At 68.8% G+C, this 19,861-nt stretch carries 10 protein-coding genes; 7 read left to right on the top strand and 3 right to left on the bottom strand.

Translation table 11 applies throughout. The annotated features are described in order from the left end of the window. Positions 1-232 precede the first annotated feature (232 nt). Complete coding sequence (locus LGN10_RS24105) at positions 233-1,147, bottom strand: glutaminase (RefSeq protein ID WP_059584555.1); 915 nt, start codon at positions 1,145-1,147, stop codon at positions 233-235. A gap of 219 nt (positions 1,148-1,366) precedes the next feature. Between LGN10_RS24105 and LGN10_RS24100 the strand changes: the two genes are divergently transcribed. Both LGN10_RS24100 and LGN10_RS24095 read left to right on the top strand, forming a co-directional pair. Further along, positions 1,367-2,077, top strand: a complete 711-nt coding sequence (locus LGN10_RS24100; RefSeq protein WP_059584557.1) for a response regulator — start codon at positions 1,367-1,369, stop codon at positions 2,075-2,077. A 64-nt stretch (positions 2,078-2,141) separates the two neighbouring features. Beyond that, entirely contained in the window at positions 2,142-3,272 is a 1,131-nt protein-coding gene (locus LGN10_RS24095) for an ATP-binding protein (RefSeq protein WP_226225241.1), read from the top strand. A gap of 95 nt (positions 3,273-3,367) precedes the next feature. Here LGN10_RS24095 and LGN10_RS24090 read toward each other — a convergent pair whose 3' ends face one another. After that, the gene (locus LGN10_RS24090) at positions 3,368-5,746 is read right to left on the bottom strand and encodes a patatin-like phospholipase family protein (RefSeq protein ID WP_226225243.1); all 2,379 of its coding nucleotides are present in this window, start codon (positions 5,744-5,746) and stop codon (positions 3,368-3,370) included. Between the two features lie 271 nt (positions 5,747-6,017). On the opposite strand from LGN10_RS24090, the gene LGN10_RS24085 reads away from it, so the two are divergent. The 5 genes from LGN10_RS24085 (at position 6,018) to LGN10_RS24065 (ending at position 18,438) form a co-directional block, all read left to right on the top strand. Beyond that, entirely contained in the window at positions 6,018-7,052 is a 1,035-nt protein-coding gene (locus LGN10_RS24085; protein ID WP_059639835.1) for a rod shape-determining protein, read from the top strand. 187 nt (positions 7,053-7,239) lie between these two features. Further along, a complete protein-coding gene (locus LGN10_RS24080) occupies positions 7,240-7,899 on the top strand; it encodes a YdcF family protein (protein ID WP_226225239.1) in 660 nt (219 codons plus the stop codon). A 712-nt stretch (positions 7,900-8,611) separates the two neighbouring features. Then, the gene (locus tag LGN10_RS24075) at positions 8,612-15,712 is read left to right on the top strand and encodes an autotransporter-associated beta strand repeat-containing protein (RefSeq protein ID WP_226225238.1); all 7,101 of its coding nucleotides are present in this window, start codon (positions 8,612-8,614) and stop codon (positions 15,710-15,712) included. Positions 15,713-15,867: 155 nt separating this feature from the next. Next, positions 15,868-18,090: an amylo-alpha-1,6-glucosidase gene (locus tag LGN10_RS24070; RefSeq protein WP_059584565.1), complete on the top strand. Its 2,223-nt coding sequence runs from the start codon at positions 15,868-15,870 to the stop codon at positions 18,088-18,090. Positions 18,091-18,186: 96 nt separating this feature from the next. After that, positions 18,187-18,438: a hypothetical protein gene (locus LGN10_RS24065; RefSeq protein WP_006482135.1), complete on the top strand. Its 252-nt coding sequence runs from the start codon at positions 18,187-18,189 to the stop codon at positions 18,436-18,438. Between the two features lie 484 nt (positions 18,439-18,922). On the opposite strand, the gene penR is transcribed toward LGN10_RS24065, so the two are convergent. Beyond that, positions 18,923-19,813, bottom strand: a complete 891-nt coding sequence (gene penR, locus LGN10_RS24060; RefSeq protein WP_124859798.1) for a beta-lactamase transcriptional regulator PenR — start codon at positions 19,811-19,813, stop codon at positions 18,923-18,925. Between the last annotated feature and the right edge of the window lie 48 nt (positions 19,814-19,861).

The raw sequence follows: 19,861 nt of genomic DNA, 5'->3' as shown, positions 1-19,861 counted from the left end.
TCAGTTCCGGGTCCAGGTTCAAGCCCTTGCCCGGTTCTACGGTCGCTTCTTCCTTACGTTTGCGTGGCATAACGTGGCTCCTTGGCCATCAGTTTATGCCTCACACACAAAGGTTCGGATAGGCTCCGCGGCGTTCGCTGCCGATGGCCGAATTCCCCGTTAAACGCTCTAGCTCGCGCCGATATGAATCTGCCGCCGTCGCGCCACATGAGGCACGCTTGACTTCGACGCTTCAAAAAATCGACCGCCCCGAATACGTAGTCAACCATTCCAAAGCCCTGGTCCCCGCCAACGAATTCCCGTTCGCATCCAACCCCGGCGCCCACACGCACACCGCCATCTCCCCGGGCAGCACCGCGACGATCCCGCCGCCGACGCCGCTTTTCGCCGGCAGCCCGACGCGATACACGAAATCGCCGGCCGCATCATAGGTGCCGCAAGTCAGCATCAGCGCCGACAGCCGCTTCGCGGAACTCGAATCGACGATCCGCTCGCCGGTCGCCGGCGCGACGCCGCCGTTCGCAAGAAACAGCGCGGCGCTGGCGAGCTCGACGCAGTTCATCTCGATCGCACACTGCCGGCAATACGCGTCGATCACCGTATCGGGCGGCATCTGCATGTTGCCGAAGCTCGCCATGAAGTGCGCCATCGCGCGATTGCGCTCCGCGTGCTGCAACTCCGACGTCGCGACGCGCGAGTCGTAGTCGATGTCGTTCGCGCCGATCAGCCGCCGCACGAATTCGACGAGCGCCGTCTCGGCTTTCACGAAGCGGCGGCACAGCACGTCGGTGACGACCAGCGCGCCCGCATTGATGAACGGATTGCGCGGCTTGCCGCGTTCGCTTTCGAGCTGAACCAGCGAATTGAACGCGGTGCCGGACGGCTCGCGGCCGACCCGTTCCCACAGCGCGTCGCCCAGCAACTGGAACGCGAGCGTGCACGCGAACAGCTTCGAGATGCTCTGGATCGAGAAGCGCTCGTGCGCATCGCCGACCGTGTAAACGTTTCCGTCGAGCGTCACGACCGCCATCCCGAACTTGTCGGCGGGTACTTTCGCGAGTTCGGGAATGTAGTCGGCCACCCGTCCCTGGCCGATCCAGGGGGCGAGTTCGGTGTGGATGCGTTCAAGAATCGTCTGGTAATTCATCACGTCAGGCAGGATGGAAGCAGGGCCGGGATTCCGGCGAGCCCGTATGGAACCGTCCCGGCGCCGATTCGTCAAGCGCGGCCCGAGTCGCGCCCTTATTTTCAAGACAGCCAAACAGGCAAGCGGCGGGCGCAGTATCATGCGGTACGTTTCGGCCGATGGCCGGCGTCCGGCACCGGCCGGCGCCGCCGCGGCTTCCCGATGACCCGACCGCTGCCCATGTCTTTTCGCATCCTGCTCGTCGAAGACGACACCCGTCTGTCCACGCTGATCGCCGGCTACCTGCGCAAGAACGACTATGAAGTCGACACTGTGCTGCATGGTGACGCCGCGGTGCCGGCAATCCTGTCCATTCGTCCCGATCTCGTCATCCTCGACGTGAATCTGCCCGGCAAGGACGGCTTCGAAATCTGCCGCGAGGCCCGCAAGCAGTACGACGGCGTGATCATCATGGTGACGGCGCGCGACGAGCCGTTCGACGAGCTGCTCGGCCTCGAATTCGGCGCGGACGACTACGTGCACAAGCCGGTCGAGCCGCGCATCCTGCTCGCGCGGATCAAGGCGCAACTGCGCCGCGCGCCCGCGCGCGTGGCCGAAGGCACCGCGCCGCAGCCGGAGCGCTACGCGTTCGGGAAGTTCTCGATCGACCGCACCGACCGCACCGTCGTGCTGCCCGACGGCAGCACGCCCGATCTGACGTCGGCCGAATTCGACCTGCTGTGGGCGCTCGTGTGTCACGCGGGCGAAGTCGTCAGCCGCGACGATCTGATGCTGCAGTTGCGCGGTGTCGAATTCGACGGCCTCGACCGCACGATCGACGGGCGTATCTCGAAGCTGCGCCGCAAGCTGCGCGACGACGCGAGCAACCCGCAGCGGATCAAGACGATCCGCAGCAAGGGTTATCAATTCAGCAAGCACGCGTGGGAATGAAGCCGCCTTCGCGCGACGCCGCCACGTTCCGTGCGGGCATGCGGCCCGCCGGCCGGGAGCCGCGATGATCCGACGAACCCGTTCGCACCCCGATGCACCGCCGCTGCCGACGCTGCGCTACGTCAAATGGCGCTGGCTGCACTTCCGCCGCGCGTGGACCGACACGCGCGCCGACCGCATTCCGAGCTGGTCGCGCCTGTACCTGCGCACCTACCTGCATCTGCTCGGCCTCGTCCTGCTGACCGCGCTGGTGCCCGCGCTCGCGCTGTGCGTCGAATTGTCGCCGGAGGTCGTGTGGCATGCGTTCGATTCGCTGCCGGGCGATATCTGGATCGTGCTCGCGTTCGTGTTCACCGCGCCGGCGCTCGCCGCGTATCGGTGGATGCGGCCGGTCTGGTCGGATCTCGTAATGGTGCGCGAGCGGGCGATCGACTTCACCGGCGGGCGCTTCAACACGCGTGCGCGCGAATCGCACAGCGTGATCATCGGCCCGCTCGCGCGCACGCTCAATGCGCTCGCGATGCGCATGGAGCGGCTGATCGCCGCGCAGCGCGACCTGACGAACGGGATCTCGCACGAACTGCGCGCGCCGCTCGCGCGCGTGCGCTTCGCGCTCGAAATGCTGCGCGAACCGGGTTCGGCGGCCGAATACCAGGGCGCGCTCGAGAGCATCGCGCAGGACGTGACCGAGCTCGAGGAGCTGATCGACATGAGCCTCACGTATGCGCGGCTCGAATACAGCTCGCTGCAGTCGAACCTCGAGATGACCGCGCCGGTCGCGTGGTTCGAGCATCAGGTGAGCGACGCGCAACTGCTGTATCCGGACCGTGCGATCGAGTCGCGCATCGCGATCGGGTCGGATCTGCGCGTGAAGATGGACCGGCGGCTGATGTCGTATGCGATGCGCAACCTGCTGCGCAACGCGAGCAAGTACGCGCAATCGCGGATCGTCGTCGGGATCTCGCTCGTGCACGGCAACATCGGGATCTTCGTCGAGGACGACGGCCCCGGCGTGCCCGAGAGCGAACGCGAACGGATCTTCGACGCATTCGTGCGCCTGGACCGCCGTACCGGCGGCTACGGGCTCGGCCTGTCGATCACGCGACAGGTGCTCCACGCCCACAACGGCCGCATCGCGGTCGTCGATCCGGTCGAACTCGGCGGCGCGCGGTTCGAGATCAGCTGGCCGGTCTAGCGCCACGCCGCAAGGCCGATCCGCGGCAACCGTGAAGTCGATGGCCGCCGTCGAGACGGCGCCGCGGATACCGCCGCAGCGGCATCCGCGCATGCTCAATAAGTGCGGCCAAGCTGCAGGTAGAAGTTGCGTCGGCCGCCGGGGGCGAGCGCGACGCCGATATAGACGGGCCCGAACGCGGTCGACAGGCTCGTGAAGAACGTATAGCTCTGCTTGAGCGCGCCGCCGCCGATCTGCTGGCCGCTCGACCACACGTTGCCGACTTCCGCGCTGGCGCCCACCGACAGCGCCTTGACCGGCGACGCGTTGAACGTCATCAACTGGTTCATGTACGTGACCTGCCCGTACGCGAGCTCGTTGCCGTTCAGTTGGTCGGCCGCGTACGCGGACAGATGCTGGAAGCCGCCGAGCGTGAAGTTGAACGCGTTGATCAGGTTGGTGCCGCCGATGCTCTTGCCGCCCTCGATCGTCGCGCTGACGCTGTGCCGGCCGAACTGCTGCGCGATCATCGCCTTGCCGTAGATCTCGGTATAGGGTGCGTTGTTGATCCCGTCGGAGAATTCCTGCGCCGAGCCGCCGTTGCGCGACACCAGCGAGCGTTCGACGCGCAGCTCGGTGAAATAGCCCTTGCGCGGGAACAGCGGATCGTCGAGCTGGTCGATCACGAGCCGGGCGCGCGCGATCAGCGCCTGCGACGTGAAGCTCGGCCACAGCAGCGCCTGGCCGCTGCCGTCGTCGAACGGCAGGTTGTAGGTCGGCGAGCCGTGCCCGGTCACGTAACCGACGCCCATCCGGAAATCGCCGAGCCGCCCGATCGGCAAACCGAGATCGAGTCCGGCGCGCGCCGTCTGCATCAGGTACTGCGTGATCTTCACGTCGCCGGTGTCGTCGTACAGGTTCGCGTAGCGGCGCTGGTATTCCGCGTACGGCGACAGATAGACGCCGTATGCCATCGACAGCGGCTGGCGGAACTCGATGCGCGCGGATTGCAGGTCGCTGCCGATCGTCGTGTCCGCGCGGAATTCGAGCCCCGATTCCGTGAGCCACGGCCGCCGGTAGCCGACGTGCAGGCGGAAGCCGCCTTCGTCGGTCGAACTACTCGACATGCCGAGCCCGAACAGCAGGAAGTTGGGCCCCCAGTACTTCTCGCGCGCGTCGATCTCGAGCACGTTATCGTCGCCGCGGCTCACGATCTGTTGCGTGACGCTCTCGAAGTTGCCGCCCGTCGTGAGCCCGAGCAGATCCTGGCTGACGGTCTTCGGATCGTAGATGTCGCCCGGTTTCACGTGCAGCGCGTTGCTGACGACGCGCTTGGGCACGCCGCCGCTGGTCTTGATGTCGATGCGCGTGATCCGGATCGGCGGCGGCAGCGGCTGCGCGTGCGCGGACCGGTAGGCCGCGTACTGTTCCGGCGTGAGCGCGAAACGCCGCAGCTTCGGCAGCGCCGCGGTCGCGGCGATCTCGCCGGCGGCGATCGCCTGCTTCGCGTTCTGGAAATCGGTGAACGCGAGCGAGCCGAGGTCCGGCGTGAGCAGCACGTCGTGCGCGTCGAGCTGCTTGCGCTGCGCGGTCACGTTCTGGCGGATCAGGATGCCGACCATCTGCTGCATCACGTCGGCAGGCGACGCGAGCGCATCGAGCGGGCGCAGCGGCGAGCCGATGTCGACGGCGATCACGATGTTCGCGCCCATCTGCCGCGCGGTGTCGACGGGCAGGTTGCTGACGAGCCCGCCGTCCACGAGCGCGCGCCCGTTGATCTCGGCCGGCGCGAACAGGCCCGGCATCGCCATGCTCGCGCGAATCGCGAGCGGCAGCGAGCCGTGGTCGAGCACGACCATCTGGCCGGTCTGCAGGTCGGTCGCGACGGCGCGATACGGGATCGGCAGGTGGTCGAACGGCTGGTTGGTCGGCACGGCGGCCGTCCAGTTCGCGAGCAGCGCCTGCAGCCGGTTGCCCTGAACGAGGCCGACCGGCGCCTTGACGCCTTTCTTGCCGAAGCCGAGTGTCAGCCCGTTGATGTACAGGCGTTCGTCTTCCCGGCTGGTTTGCGGCAGGTCCGCGCGGTCCGTCACGTCGAACGCGATATCGGCCAGGTTGACCTCCGACAGCCGCTTCTGCATCTCGTCGGCCGCCATCCCGCTCGCGTACAGGCCGCCGACCACGGCGCCCATGCTGGTGCCCGCGATGCAGTCGATCGGGATCCGGTTGTCCTCCAGGACTTTCAGGACCCCGAGGTGTGCGTAGCCGCGCGCGCCGCCGCCGGACAGCGCGAGGCCGATCGACGGGCGGCCGGCCGGGCCGCCGTCGGCCGCGCAGGTGTGCGCCGGGGCGTTGGCTGCGGCCGCAACGGTCGGGGCGGCGGCGGATTCGGCGGCCGGCAGCGGTTGCGCGGCAACCGCGCAGCACCAGAAGGCAACGAGCGTCGTGCAGAGCGGGCGCAGCGGCGCCCAGCGGAAAGAAACGGTCGCTGTCATGGTGAACATACCTGGCGTGATCGTGCGTCGGAGGCCTGCCGGGAACAGGCAAGACCGAGAGATTACCGTGTTTTACAGGCCCGATGCGAGCGGCTGTTGCGTAGCCGGACGTGCGCGGGACGCCGTTTTCGGCAATTTCGTCGCGAAAAAATCATTGGAATTGGCTAAAGTATCGGAACGATTTGCCGCTAAGCTCGTGATGGGGCGGCATGCACGCGCGGCGAAAAGTGCGGCGCGGCTGTCCCGGCCCGCTCCTTCACAAAGGTTTGATATGTCGACACCGCTGTTCGGAAAGTTGTTTGCGCAACCCGTTGCGATCGACCCGGGAACGGCGAGTACGCGAATCTATACGCACGAACGCGGCGTGGTGCTGAACCAGCCGTCGGTCGTCTGCTTCCGCAAGGGCGGCGCGAGCGACGCGCGGCCCACCCTCGAGGCCGTCGGCGAGCTCGCGAAGGCGTTGCTCGGCCGCGAACCCGGGCATCTCGAAGCCGTGCGGCCCATGCGGCACGGCGTGATCGCGGACGCGCACGCGGCCGAGCAGATGATCCGCAGCTTCATCGACATGTCGCGCACCCGCTCGCGCTTCGGTCGCCGCGTCGAGGTCACGCTGTGCGTGCCGTCCGACGCGACGGCCGTCGAGCGCCGCGCGATCCGCGAGGCCGCGTTCGCGGCCGGCGTATCGGAGGTCGAACTGATCGAGGAACCGCTGGCGGCCGGGCTCGGCGCCGGTTTGCCGGTGACCGAGCCGGTCGGCTCGATGGTCATCGATATCGGCGGCGGGACGACCGAAGTCGCGGTCATCGCGCTCGGCGGCATCGTGTACCGCGAGGCGATCCGCGTCGGCGGCAGCCAGTTCGACGCCGCGATCGTCAACCATGTCCGCAACCTGTACGGCGTGCTGCTCGGCGAACAGACGGCCGAGCACGTGAAGAAGACGATCGGCTCGGCCACGAGCGCGGTGCCGCGCACGTCGACCCGCGCCGTCGGCCGCGGCATCGGCGACGGCCTGCCGCGCTCGGTCGAGCTGTCCAACCACGACGTCGCGGACGCGCTGGCCGCGCCGCTCAAGCAGGTGATCGGCGCGGTGAAGTCGGTACTGGAAAACGCGCCGGCCGAACTCGTGACCGACATCGCGAATCGCGGCGCGGTGCTCACGGGCGGCGGCGCGCTGCTCGCCGATCTCGAACGCCTGCTGTACGACGAGACCGGGCTGGTCGCGCGGATCGCCGACGAGCCGTCCACCTGCGCGGTGCGCGGCGCCGGCGAGGCGATGGGGCGGCTCGCGATGTGCCCGGCGGATTGAGCCGGGCGGTGCTGCCGGCCGCGGTCGGGCGCACGCTCTCACATTCTTTCGATCTTCCAGTGGCCGGCCCGCTCGGCCGGCATCGGTCCATCGCATGGACAGGCGCGGGCGCGCCGTGCTAGCGTGACGCGCCCGTTCGGGACCGGGCCGGCCGACGCCCCCGGCGACACCTGAGAGACCGAATACCTTGAAATATCGAACCAAACGGGGCTTCGCGGCCCGGACCGGCCGCGTGCTGGCCGTCGTCGCGTGCGTCTGGGGCGCGGCGGCGGCCGCGATCGTCGTCCACGGCGTGCGGATGCCGGGCGACCCGGCGGACGTCGCCGTGATCTTCGGCAACGCGCTCGACGAAACCGGCGCGCCGAAGCCGGTGCTCGCGGCCCGGCTCGATGTCGGCGTGCGTTGTTACCGCGCGGGGCAGTGCCCGGCGTTTCTGGTCAGCGGCGCGATCGACGGGCCCGGGCTGAACGAGGCGACGGCCATGCGCGACTACCTCGTCGCGCGCGGCGTGCCGGCGGACCGGATCGCCGTCGACGATCAGGGCGACAACACGCTCGCGACCGCGCAGCACACGCTTGCCTACCTGCGCGCGCATCGCCTGTCGCGCGTGCTGATCGTCAGCCAGTATTACCACCTCGCGCGGGCGCGCCTCGCGTTCGAGCGCGTCGGCATTGCGCGGTCGAACATCTCCGCCGCGTATCCGCGCCGCTTCCAGTGGCGCGATCTCTATTCGAGCTGGCGCGAGGTGCCGGCCTACGCGGTGTATGCGGTGCGGTTGTGGGTGAATCCCGATGCGCGGCCGGTTTCGTTTCGGCCGATGCTTTATCTGATGCGCCTGTTTTCGTGACGGGGCGGCCCGGAAGCGCGCGCTTCCGGTGCGGGTGGTTTCGTTGTTTTTTCCGGTTTTCTGTCGTCCGCGCCGGCCGCGCGGGTGTCATGGGCACTGAATAAATAATAGCGATTCTCGTTTCAGATGTCTTGAGGGGACAAAAATCAAAACAGTTTCGCCGACAGTTCCATAATCGAGGTCCGATCGATTTATTAAGCGGATGTTGATTATCTGCATGGATCATTCGTCGCGGTAAGAATATTGCACTGCAAAATCAGCGTGTATTGAATCGGGGCGATATATCGGTGTTTCCACCGATGCGGAACAATCGTTGTCTTTGCGAAAAATCAAGAAGGCCGGCGAAGAGTGTGTTGCATGTTATCGCTGCGCATCTGTCAGAAAGTAAAAAAACTACATAACCGTCGGCCGTTGATCCGACAGGAAAATATCGACTGGAAAACGGTTTGAGTTTGATATAGCCTAGTCTGACGAAAGCGGGCAGTAATCAAATCAACCAGAAAGTCGCTGCAAAAAAACAGGGGCCGTCACCATGTCATTCGACTAGTTCCGCAGCTGCATTTCCGGGCCGATCAAAACAATCATCACGAATAAACCGACAGCGCATCGCGATTGCCGGGGAGGACGCTTTTATCCGCGATTTTCTGCTGCGTGCCGTCCAGTGCGGCCGCAATACCCATACCAAAAACCGAAATCAATAAAGAGGGAAAGCATGAATCCTGCCCGTTCGAGAAAAACGAGTGAGCCGTTTCCGAGACTATTGCTGCCCACGGGCGTGTTTCTGGCGCTGTCGGGCGCGGGCATCGTTCCCGCCCAGGCGACCTGCAGCACCGCGGGCACGACGGTGACCTGCTCCGGCGCCGCGAACCCGCTGGCGCCCAGTTATTCGAACAGCGCCAACAACCTGAATGCGACGGTCAACCCCGGTGCAAGCGTCGGTGTGCTGCTCGGGGTCGGCGGCACGGCGATGTCGTTGACCGGCAGTAACGTCACGCTGACCAACAACGGCACGATCGACCCGTCCGTGCTCGGCTCGGGGCTCGGCGTGCTGTCGAGCGGCGCGGTGGTCGGCAACGCGGCGGCGAGCACCACGACCGTGACCAACAACGGCACGATGAACGGCTCGACCGGCGTCGCGATCAGCGGCGTGACCGGCATGGCGCTGTCGGTCCAGAACGGCACGGGCGGCACGTCGACGATCAACAACACCGGCACGATCGGCTCGTCCCCACTGCCCGGCGCGACCCTCGTCGGCGCCGATGCGCCGGTGGTCGCCGCATACGGCGGCGGCACGGTCAACATGACGAACAGCGGGACGATCACCGGCCGCGTGTCGCTCGGTTCGAACGGCACGCCGGGGCAGGGCAATACGTTCACCAACTCGGGCACGATCAACGGCGGCGTGTCGATGGGGGCGAACAGCACGAACACGTTCAATGCCGTGACGGGCTCGTCGGTCAACACGGCCGGCGGCACCGGCGGCGCGTTCAACATCACGATCGGCCCGGTCACGCTCGGCGTGGCCGCAACCGGCGTCGTCGACGGCGGCGCGGGCGGCAACAATACGCTCAACCTGCAGCAGGGCGCCGCGGCGAACGGCACGATCGCGGTCAACAACTACATCAACTTCAATCACCTCGACGTCACGAGCGGCAACTGGACCATCAACGGCGCGTCCACCGCGCAGGACGCGACGCTGACGGGCGGCGTGGCGATCATCAACGACAACGCGTCGCTCGGCACCGGGACCGTCACGGGCAACGGCGGTGCGTTGCAGGCGGGTACGGCGGGGCTCGACGTGTCCAACAACGTGTCGCTCGGCGCGGGCGGCCTGACGGTGCAGGGCGCGACCGGTCTGACGCTGTCCGGCACGGTGTCGGGCGGCGGCGCGCTGACGAAGAACGATGGCGGCACGCTGACGCTGTCCGGCGCGAACGGCTACACGGGCGGCACGAACCTGAACGGCGGCGGCCTGGTGGTCGGCAACAATTCGTCGCTCGGCACCGGCGCGCTGAACGTCAACGCGTCGGCATCGCTCGACACGAGCGCGAACGTGACGCTCGGCAACACGGTCAATCTCGCGACCGGCTCGACGCTGACGCTCGGCGGCAGCAACGATCTCGGGCTGACCGGCGCGATCGGCGGAAGCGGCGGCCTCGTGAAGAACGGCGCGGCGACGACGACGCTGACCGGCGCGAACACGTACACGGGCGGCACGACGATCAATGCGGGCACACTTGCACTCGGCGCGGGCGGCAGCCTCGCGTCGACGGGCACGATGAACCTGGCCGGCGCCGGCGCGACGCTGGATCTGGGCGGTGCGGCGGGCGGGCAGACGCTCGGCGCGCTGTCGGGTGTCGCGGGAACGAGCGTGAACCTCGGCGCCAATTCGCTGACGCTCGGCGGCAGCATCAATGCCACCTATGCCGGCACGATCGGCGGTTCGGGCAGCGTGACGCTGTCGGGTACCGGCACGCAATCGCTGACGGGCGCGAACACGTACACGGGCGGCACCAACCTGAACGGCGGCAACCTCGTCGTCGGCAGCAATACGTCGCTCGGCCTCGGTGCGGTGAATGTCAACGGTTCGTCGACGCTCGATGCGACTGCCAACGTGTCGCTCGCGAACGGCGTCAACATCGCGACGGGCACGACGCTGACGGTCGGCGGCAGCACCGATCTCGGCCTCGGCGGCGTGATTTCCGGCGGCGGCGGTCTCGTGAAGAACGGCGCGGCGGCGCTCACGCTGTCGGGCGCGAACAACTATGCGGGCGGCACGACGCTGAACGCCGGCGGACTGGTACTCGGCAACGCCTCGGCGCTCGGTACCGGCGCGCTGACCGTCGGCGGCGCGGCGACGCTCGATACGACCACGAACCTGTCGGTCGGCAATGCGATCAATCTCGACGCGAGCGCCGCACTCACACTGGGCGGCAGCAACAGCCTTACGCTGGGGGGCACGATTGCCGGCGCGGGCAGCCTCGTGAAGGACGGCGCCGCGACGACGACGCTGACCGGCACGAACACGTACACCGGCGGCACGACGATCAATGCGGGCACACTTGCGCTCGGCGCGGGCGGCAGCCTTGCATCGACCGGCGCGATGAATCTGGCGGGCGCGGGCGCGACGCTGGATCTGAGCGGTGCGACGGGCGGGCAGACGCTCGGCGCGCTGTCGGGCGTCGCGGGAACGAACGTGAACCTCGGCGCCAACGCGCTGACGCTCGGCGGCACCGCGAGCGGCACGTTCGGCGGGGTGATCGGCGGTACCGGCAGTCTCACGTTGTCGGGTACCGGCACGCAGACGCTGAACGGCGCCAATACCTACAGCGGCGGCACGAACCTCAATAGCGGCAGTCTCGTGCTCGGCAACGGCGGGGCGCTGGGCGCCGGCGCGCTGAACGTCGGCGGCGCGGCCACGCTCGATACGAATGCAGCCTTGTCGGTCGGCAATGCGATCAATCTGGGCACGGGCGCCGCGCTGACGCTCGGCGGCAGCAACAGTCTTACGCTCGGTGGCGCGATTGCCGGCACGGGCAGCCTCGTGAAGGACGGCGCGGCGACCACGACGCTGACCGGCGCGAACTCCTATACGGGCGGCACGACGATCAACGCGGGCACGTTGGCGATCGGCGCGGGCGGCAGCCTTGCATCGACGGGCGCGATGAACCTCGCGGGCGCCGGCGCGACGCTGGATCTGAGCAGTGCGACAGGCGGGCAGACGCTGGGTGCGCTGTCGGGTGTCTCGGGAGCGAACGTCAACCTCGGCGCCAATGCACTGACGCTCGGGGGCACGGCGAGCGGCACGTTTAGCGGGGTGATCGGCGGCACGGGCAGCCTCACGTTGTCGGGCACCGGCACGCAGACGCTGAACGGCGTCAATACCTACAGCGGCGGCACGAACCTCAATAGCGGCAGCCTCGTGCTCGGCAACGCCGGGGCACTGGGCGCCGGCGCGCTGACCGTCGGCGGCGCGGCCACGCTCGATACGAATGCGGCCTTGTCGGTCGGCAACACGGTCAATCTCGCGACCGGCTCGACGCTGACGCTCGGCGGCAGCAACGATCTCGGGCTGACCGGCGCGATCAACGGAAGCGGCGGCCTCGTGAAGAACGGCGCGGCGACCACGACGCTAACCGGCGCGAACACCTATACGGGCGGCACGACGATCAACGCGGGGACGCTGGCGCTGGGTGCAGGCGGCAGCCTCGCGTCGACGGGCACGATGAATCTCGCCGGTGCCGGCGCGGCGCTGGATCTGAGCGGTGCGACAGGCGGGCAGACGCTCGGCGCGCTGTCGGGCGTCGCGGGAACGAACGTGAACCTCGGCGCCAACGCACTGACGCTCGGCGGCACGGCGAGCGGCACGTTCGGTGGGGTGATCGGCGGCACGGGCAGCCTCACGTTGTCGGGTACCGGCACGCAGACGCTGTCCGGCGCGAACACCTACACGGGCGGCACGACGATCGCCGGCAGCAGCACGCTGGCGCTCGGCGCGGGCGGCAGCCTTGCGTCCGGCAGTGCGCTGAACCTCGCGGGCGCGGGGGCGACGTTCGACTTGAGCGGCGCGACCGCCTCGCAAACGCTCGGCACGCTGACCGGCGCGGCCGGCACGAGTGTGAACCTCGGCGGCAACGGGCTGACGCTGAGCGGCAGCGGCAGCAACACGTTCGGCGGCGCGATCGGCGGCACCGGCGGCCTGACGCTGGCCGGCAGCGGCACACAGACGCTGACCGGCGCGAACACGTACACCGGCGGCACGACGATCAGCGGCGGCGGCACGCTGGCGCTGGGTGCGGGCGGCAGCCTCGCCTCGACCGGCGCGGTGAATCTCGCCAGCGCCGGTGCGACGTTCGACGTGAGCGGCGCGACGGGCGCGCAGACGATCGGCACGCTGACCGGCTCGGCCGGCACGAACGTCAACCTCGGCACGAATGCGCTGACGCTGAATGGCACCACCAACGGTACGTTCGGAGGAACGATCGGCGGCGCCGGCGGGCTGACGGTCGCCGGCACGGGCACCCAAACGCTGACGGGCGCGAACACGTACACGGGCGGCACGACGATCGCCGGCGGCAGCACACTCGCACTCGGCGCGGGCGGCAGCCTCGTGTCGGGGAGCGCCGTGAACCTCGCGGGCACGGGGGCGACGTTCGACGTGAGCGGCGCGACGGGCGCGCAGACGTTCGGTACGCTGACCGGCGCGGCCGGCACGAACGTGAATCTCGGCGCGAATGCGCTGACGCTGAACGGCAGCGGCAACGGTACGTTCGGTGGTGCGATCGGCGGGACGGGCGGCGTGACGTTCGCCGGCACGGGCACGCAAACGCTGACGGGGGCCAACACGTATACGGGCGGCACGACGATCGCCGGCGGCAGCACACTCGCCCTCGGTGCGGGCGGCAGCCTCGCGTCGGGGAGCGCCGTGAACCTCGCGGGCACGGGGGCGACGTTCGACGTGAGCGGGGCGACGGCCGCGCAGACGATCGGCACGCTGGCCGGCGCGGCCGGCACGAACGTGAATCTCGGCGCGAATGCGCTGACGCTGAACGGCAGCGGCAACGGTACGTTCGGCGGCGCGATCGGCGGGACGGGCGGCGTGACGTTCGCCGGCACGGGCACGCAAACGCTGACGGGTGCGAATACGTACACGGGCGGCACGACGATCGCCGGCGGCAGCACGCTCGCGCTCGGCGCGGGCGGCAGCCTCGCATCGACGGGCGCGGTGAATCTCGCGGGCACGGGTGCGACGTTCGACGTGAGCGGCGCGACCGGCACGCAAACGATCGGTGCGCTGTCGGGTGCGGCCGGCACGAACGTGAATCTCGGTGCGAACGCGCTGGCGCTGAACGGCAGCGGCAGCAATACCTTCGGCGGCACGATCGGCGGCTCGGGCGGCGTGACGGTGGCGAGCGGCACGCAGGTGCTGACCGGCGGCAACACGTACACGGGCGGCACCACGATCGCAGCCGGCGGCACGCTGCAACTCGGCAACGGCGGCACGTCGGGCAGCGTGGCCGGCGACGTCGTCGACAACGGTGCGCTGATCGTCAATCAATCGGGCAACGTGACGATCGCGAGCGTGCTGTCCGGCACCGGTTCGCTGACCCAGGCCGGCAGCGGGCAGCTCACGCTGACCGGCACGAACACGCTGAGCGGCCCGACCACGGTCGCCGCGGGCACGCTCGCCGTCAACGGTTCGCTCGGCCAGTCGACCGTCACCGTGCAGAACGGCGCGACGCTGACGGGCACCGGCACGATCGGCGGCCTCGTGGTGCAAGGCGGCGCGACGGCGGCCGCCACGCAGCCGGGCGCGGCGCTGAACGTGGGCGGCAACGTCACGTTCCAGCCGGGTTCGACGTTCCAGGTCGCCGCGACGCCGCAGCAAAGCGGCAGCCTCGCGGCGAGCGGCACCGCGACGCTGAACGGCGGCACCGTGCAGGTGCTCGCGAACCAGAGCACCTATCAGCCGGGCACGACGTACACGATCCTCAGCGCGTCGTCGGGCGTGCAGGGCGCGTTCACCCAGGTGAGCGCGAACTATGCGTTCCTCACGCCGACCCTCAGCTACGATCCGGGTCACGTGTATCTGCAACTGGCTCAGAACGGCACGTCGCTGCCCGACGTCGCCACCACGCCGAACCAGCGCTCGGTCGCGACCGCGGTGGCCGCGCTCGGCACCGGCAATCCGCTGTACGACACGGTGCTGACGGCCGACGCGCCGACCGCGCGCCGCGCGTACGGGCTGCTCGGCGGCGAACTGCAGGCGAGCCTGAAGAGCATGCTGCTGCTCGACAGCCGCTATGTGCGCGACGCGGTGACCGATCGCGTCCGTCAGGGGCTCGCGCCCGGATCGGGCCCGCTCGCGGCGCTGTCGTCGGGCGGCGCCGCGCTGTGCGGCGACAACACGGCCGGCGTGGCCGACCCGACGCTGCCGCCGGAACGCCGGATCGGTTCGCGCGACGGGTGCTATGGCGGGACGCCTTATCAGCCGGTCGTGTGGGGGCAGGCGTTCGGCGGCCGCAGCCGGCTCGCCGGCGACGGCAACGCATCGTCGATCAACCGCAGCATGACGGGCTTCATCGCCGGCGCCGACATGGCGTTCAACGACAAGTGGCGTGCGGGTCTGGCCGCGGGCGTCACGCACAGCTCGCTCGACAACGACCAGAGTTCGTCGGCGGCGGTGAACAGCTACTACCTGTCGCTGTACGGCGGCGCGCAGTACGGCGCGCTCGGCGTGCGCGGCGGCGCTTCGTACACGTGGTATCGCATCAACAGTGACCGCTATCCGGGCTTCGCGGGCTTCTCGGATCACGACTCGGCCGGCTACAACGCGCATTCTGCGCAGGTGTTCGGCGAAGTCGGTTACGCGCTGCCGGTCGGCCCGGTCGCGATCGAACCGTTCGCGGGCCTCGCGTACGTGAACCTGCATACCGACGGCTATACGGAAACCGGCGGCGCGGCCGCGCTGCGTGCCGGCGGTGAGACGACCCACGTCGGCTTCTCGACGCTCGGCCTGCGTGCGGCGTCGCAGCTCGGCTCGATCGCGAGCGGCACGTTCACCGCGCGCGGGACGGTCGGCTGGCGGCATGCGTTCGGCAACGTGCGGCCGTCGTCGGCGTTCACGTTCGCGAATGGCGGCACGTCGTTCCAGGTATCGGGCGTGCCGATTGCTCGCGACAGCGCGGTGCTCGAAGCCGGCATCGACGCGAACATCACGAAGCGCCTGACGCTCGGCCTCACGTACAGCGGCCAATACGGCAGCGGCGTGCGCGACAACGCGATCCTCGGCAACATCCTGTGGAAATTCTGACCGGCGACTGACGTGCCCGTACGCGGCGCCATGCGACGAAGCAACGTCGTCTGGCGCCGCGGCCGTTTCGTCGCTGCGCACGTTCGCCGTTCTGGCCTATCCTGTGCGAAACACGCGACGCGCGCCGCGCGTTGCGCCTCGACACAGGAGCATCGATGCCGAATCACGCCGAAGCCACGACGACGCAGGCGCCGCAAGTCGCGCCGATTCCCCCGGCCACCGCGTCGGGTCCCGCTTTCATCGCGCCCGAAGCCGATCCGCAGGTCCTCGCGCGCAACAACCAGTACGTGCTGAAATCCGGCGACGCGTTCGTGGTCAGCGACGCGCTCGGCGACATCGCCGGCCATGACGACGGCCTGTTCGTCGACGACATGCGCGTGCTGTCGACGTGGCGCCTGACGTTCGGCGGCCGCGCGCCGTCGCTGCTGTCGGGCGCGACGAGCGCCGACAACGCGTCGTTCACCGCGCACCTGACGAACCGCCCGCTGCCGCCGCTCGGCGGCCACGAGACGCCCGAGGGCGTGATCCATATCGAGCGCATGCGCGTGCTCGCGGGCGACGTGCTGCACGAAGCGCTGACGCTGACGAACTACGGCGCGAGCGAAGCCGAGGTGCCGCTGTCGCTGTCGTTCGCGGCGGATTTCAAGGACATGTTCGAAGTGCGCGGCACGCGGCGGCCCAAGCGCGGCACGGTGGGCGCGCCGCGCGTCGACGCGGGCGCGGTGCGGCTGCGTTACGACGGCCTCGACGGCGTGGAGCGCAACGTGACCGTGCATTTTTCGCCGGCGCCCGACGCGCTGTCGGTCGATCGTGCCGACTACACGCTGACGATCGCCGCGCAGGCGTGCGTGTCGATCTACCTGACCGTCGATGCGACGCTCGGGCCCGCGCAGGGCGAAGGGCCCGGGTGCGGCCGCGTCGCGCTGCGCACGGCGCTCGTCGGCGTGCATCGCGAGATGCGGGCACGGCGCGAGTCGATGGCGCGCGTGAACACCGGCAATCCGCTGTTCGACGCGTGGCTCGATCGTTCGCTCGCGGATCTCGGGCTGCTCACGACGCAGCTCGACACGGGGCCGTACCCGTATGCGGGCATTCCGTGGTTCTCGACGCCGTTCGGCCGCGACGCGATCATCACGTCGCTGCAGATGCTGTGGCTGCAGCCGTCGCTCGCGCGCGGCGTGCTGCGCTTTCTCGCCGAGCATCAGGCGCGCGAGACCTCCGCGTTCCGCGACGCGGAGCCCGGCAAGATCATGCACGAGTTCCGCCGCAGCGAGATGGCCGCGACGGGCGAGGTGCCGTTCGCGCTGTACTACGGCGGCGTCGATACGACACCGCTGTTCATCGTGCTCGCGGGCGCCTATGCCGAGCGCACCGGCGACGATGCGCTGATCGACGAGCTGTGGCCCGCGCTCGAGCGCGCCGTGCAATGGGTGATCGACAAGTGCGACCGCAATCCGTACGGACTGCTCGACTACCAGCGCACGTCGGAGCGCGGCCTCGCGAACCAGGGCTGGAAGGACAGCCACGATTCGGTGTTCCATGCGGACGGCCGTTTCCCGGACGGGCCGATCGCGCTCGTCGAGGTGCAGGCCTACGCGTGCGCGGCGCTCGACGCGATGTCGGCGTGCGCGCACCGGCGCGGCCATGCGGCCGACGCGACGCGCTACGCGTTGCGCGCGAAGACGCTGCGCGACCAGGTCGACGCGCTGTTCTGGATGCCGGAAGGCGATTTCTACGGGATCGCGCTCGACGGGCATGGCGAGCTCTGCCGCGTGTTCGCATCGAACGCGGGCCACCTGCTTGCGTTCGGGCTGCCGGACGCCGAGCGCGGCGCGGCGGTCGCCGGCGTGCTCGGCTCGGCGCTGTTCCAGACGGGCTGGGGCATCCGCACGCTCGCGGCCGGCCAGCCGCGCTTCAACCCGATGGCCTATCACAACGGTTCGGTGTGGCCGCACGACAACGCGCTCATCGCGCGCGGCCTGGCGCGCTACGGCGACAAGACGGCCGCAGTGAACCTGCTGCGTGCGCTGTTCGAGGCGGCGGTGAGCTTCGAGATGCGTCTGCCGGAACTGTTCTGCGGGTTCCCGCGCCGGCGCGGCGAACCGCCGACCGCGTATCCGGTTGCCTGCCTGCCGCAGGCGTGGGCGGCCGGCGCGCCGTTCATGATGCTGCAGGCGTGCCTCGGCGTGAGCATCGACGCGTCGCGCCACGAGGTGCGCGTCGAACGCCCGGCATTGCCGGAAGGCGTCGACTGGCTGCGGATCGATGCGCTGCGCGTCGGCGACGAAACCGTGTCGCTGACGTTCCGCCGGGTCGACGGGCAGGTCGTCGCGGCGGCGGAGCGGCCGGGCCGCGTCAAGGTGGTCGCGGTGCTGTAGCGGGGCGCCGCGCGAACGTTGCGCGATGTCGCGCCACGTTCGCGCGCGGCGGCATAGAATCGTGACATGACCCTTGAACGATGGCGGAGGTAGACGATGACGACCGACAACCGGCCCGACGACGGCGAGCACAAGCTCGAGAATCTGGAAGCGGCGGTCGACCACCTGCACAAGTCGATCGAATCGCAGAGTATCGCGGTCGGCGCGGCGAAGGGCATTCTGTTCAGCCTGATCGAAACGCTGGGCGCACTGATCGGCGATCCCGACCTGCCCGAGCATGCGCGTTCGGGCTACGAAGCGTTGCGCGACAAGGCGAGCGAATTGCGCGGCGGGCTCGACCGCCATTGACGTACGGGGCGGCGCAGGCGCTGCCCGATTCTGCGCACGCGGCACAAAACCCCGTGCGCTCAATCAGTTAGGTGCCCGATACGCAGGATATCCACACGCTTGCCAACACAATCTGTGGAGAACCGCCCGGCCTGCGGCCGGGCGCGCCACGCATGCGCGGCGCGCGGTTCCACAATCATTCCGGTGCCACGCCATTGACCGGTCAAGGTCCGTGAATCGAATCCCCTTGTGTATCAAGATGTTACGCGTCCGATCCGGCGGATATCCACAGGCTTGCCAACAAAATCTGTGGACAACTCGCAATCGATTGCGTCGCACGGGTTGAGGATCCGGCCCGAATGCGAGCAGTGCGCGAAGCCCGCGTGCAAAGGCTGCCCGCGCCGTGCGTCGGCGCGCGAATGCTTGCGCGATCAAGGGGTTAGGCGCCACGTACCCAGGATATCCACATCCTTGCCAACAAAATCTGTGGACAAGCGCGGCCGCGTCAGTTCGCCGGCGCCGTACCGGCCGCTTCCGCCACGATCCAGTCGCGAAAGAGCGTCATCGCCGGCGTCAGCGGCTTCGACTTCAGCGACGTGAGCCAGTAGCCGCCCGCGCGCACGTCGATGTCGAACGGCCGCGCGAGCTGGCCGAGCTGCAGTTCGCGCGAGAACATGCACGCGGGCGCGAGCGCGACGCCCGCACCCTGCATCGCGGCCTCGACCATCAGCCGGGACGAATCGAACACGGGCCCATTGACGGCCCACGGTTCGAGCCGCGCGGCGTCGAACCAGCCGTGCCATTCGTCGGTGCGATACGAGCGCAGCAGCGTTTCGTTCGCGAGATCGGCCGGACGCGCGACGCGCCGCGCGATGTCCGGCGCGCACAGCGCGGTGAGCGGCGCATCGAGCAGCCGCTCGTTGCGCGTGGCCGGCCAGTTGCCTTCACCGAAGCGGATCGCGAAATCGAGGCCCTCGGCGGCGAGGTCGACGACGTTGTTGTTGGTCCGCAGCCGCAGCTCGACGAACGGGTGCGTGTCGCCGAACTGCTTCAGCCTAGGCATTAGCCAGCCTAGGGCAAAGGTGCCGACGACGCCGAGCGTCAGCACCTCGTGGAAACGCCCGCCGTCGAACTGCTTGAGCACTGTCTCGATGCGGCTGAACGCGTCGCTCAGCACCGGCAGCAGCGCGCGCCCCTCGTCGGTCAGCCCGAGGCCGCGCGGCAGCCGCGTAAACAGCGTGCAGCCGAGCCGCTCCTCGAGCGAGCGCACCTGCTGGCTGACGGCGGCCTGGGTCACGCTCAGCTCGAGGCCGGCGCGCGTGAAGTTCAGGTGGCGCGCCGACGATTCGAACGCGCGCAACGCATTGAGCGGAAGATGAGGGCGAAGCTTCGTCATAAGAATTTCTTTTGTCAGCGCTCAATTATCGTTGCTTGTCGGGCAACC

This window comes from Burkholderia sp. AU32262, assembly GCF_020419985.1.
Classification (GTDB): Bacteria; Pseudomonadota; Gammaproteobacteria; order Burkholderiales; family Burkholderiaceae; genus Burkholderia; species Burkholderia semiarida.
This window is presented reverse-complemented; position numbering and strand designations above follow the sequence as displayed.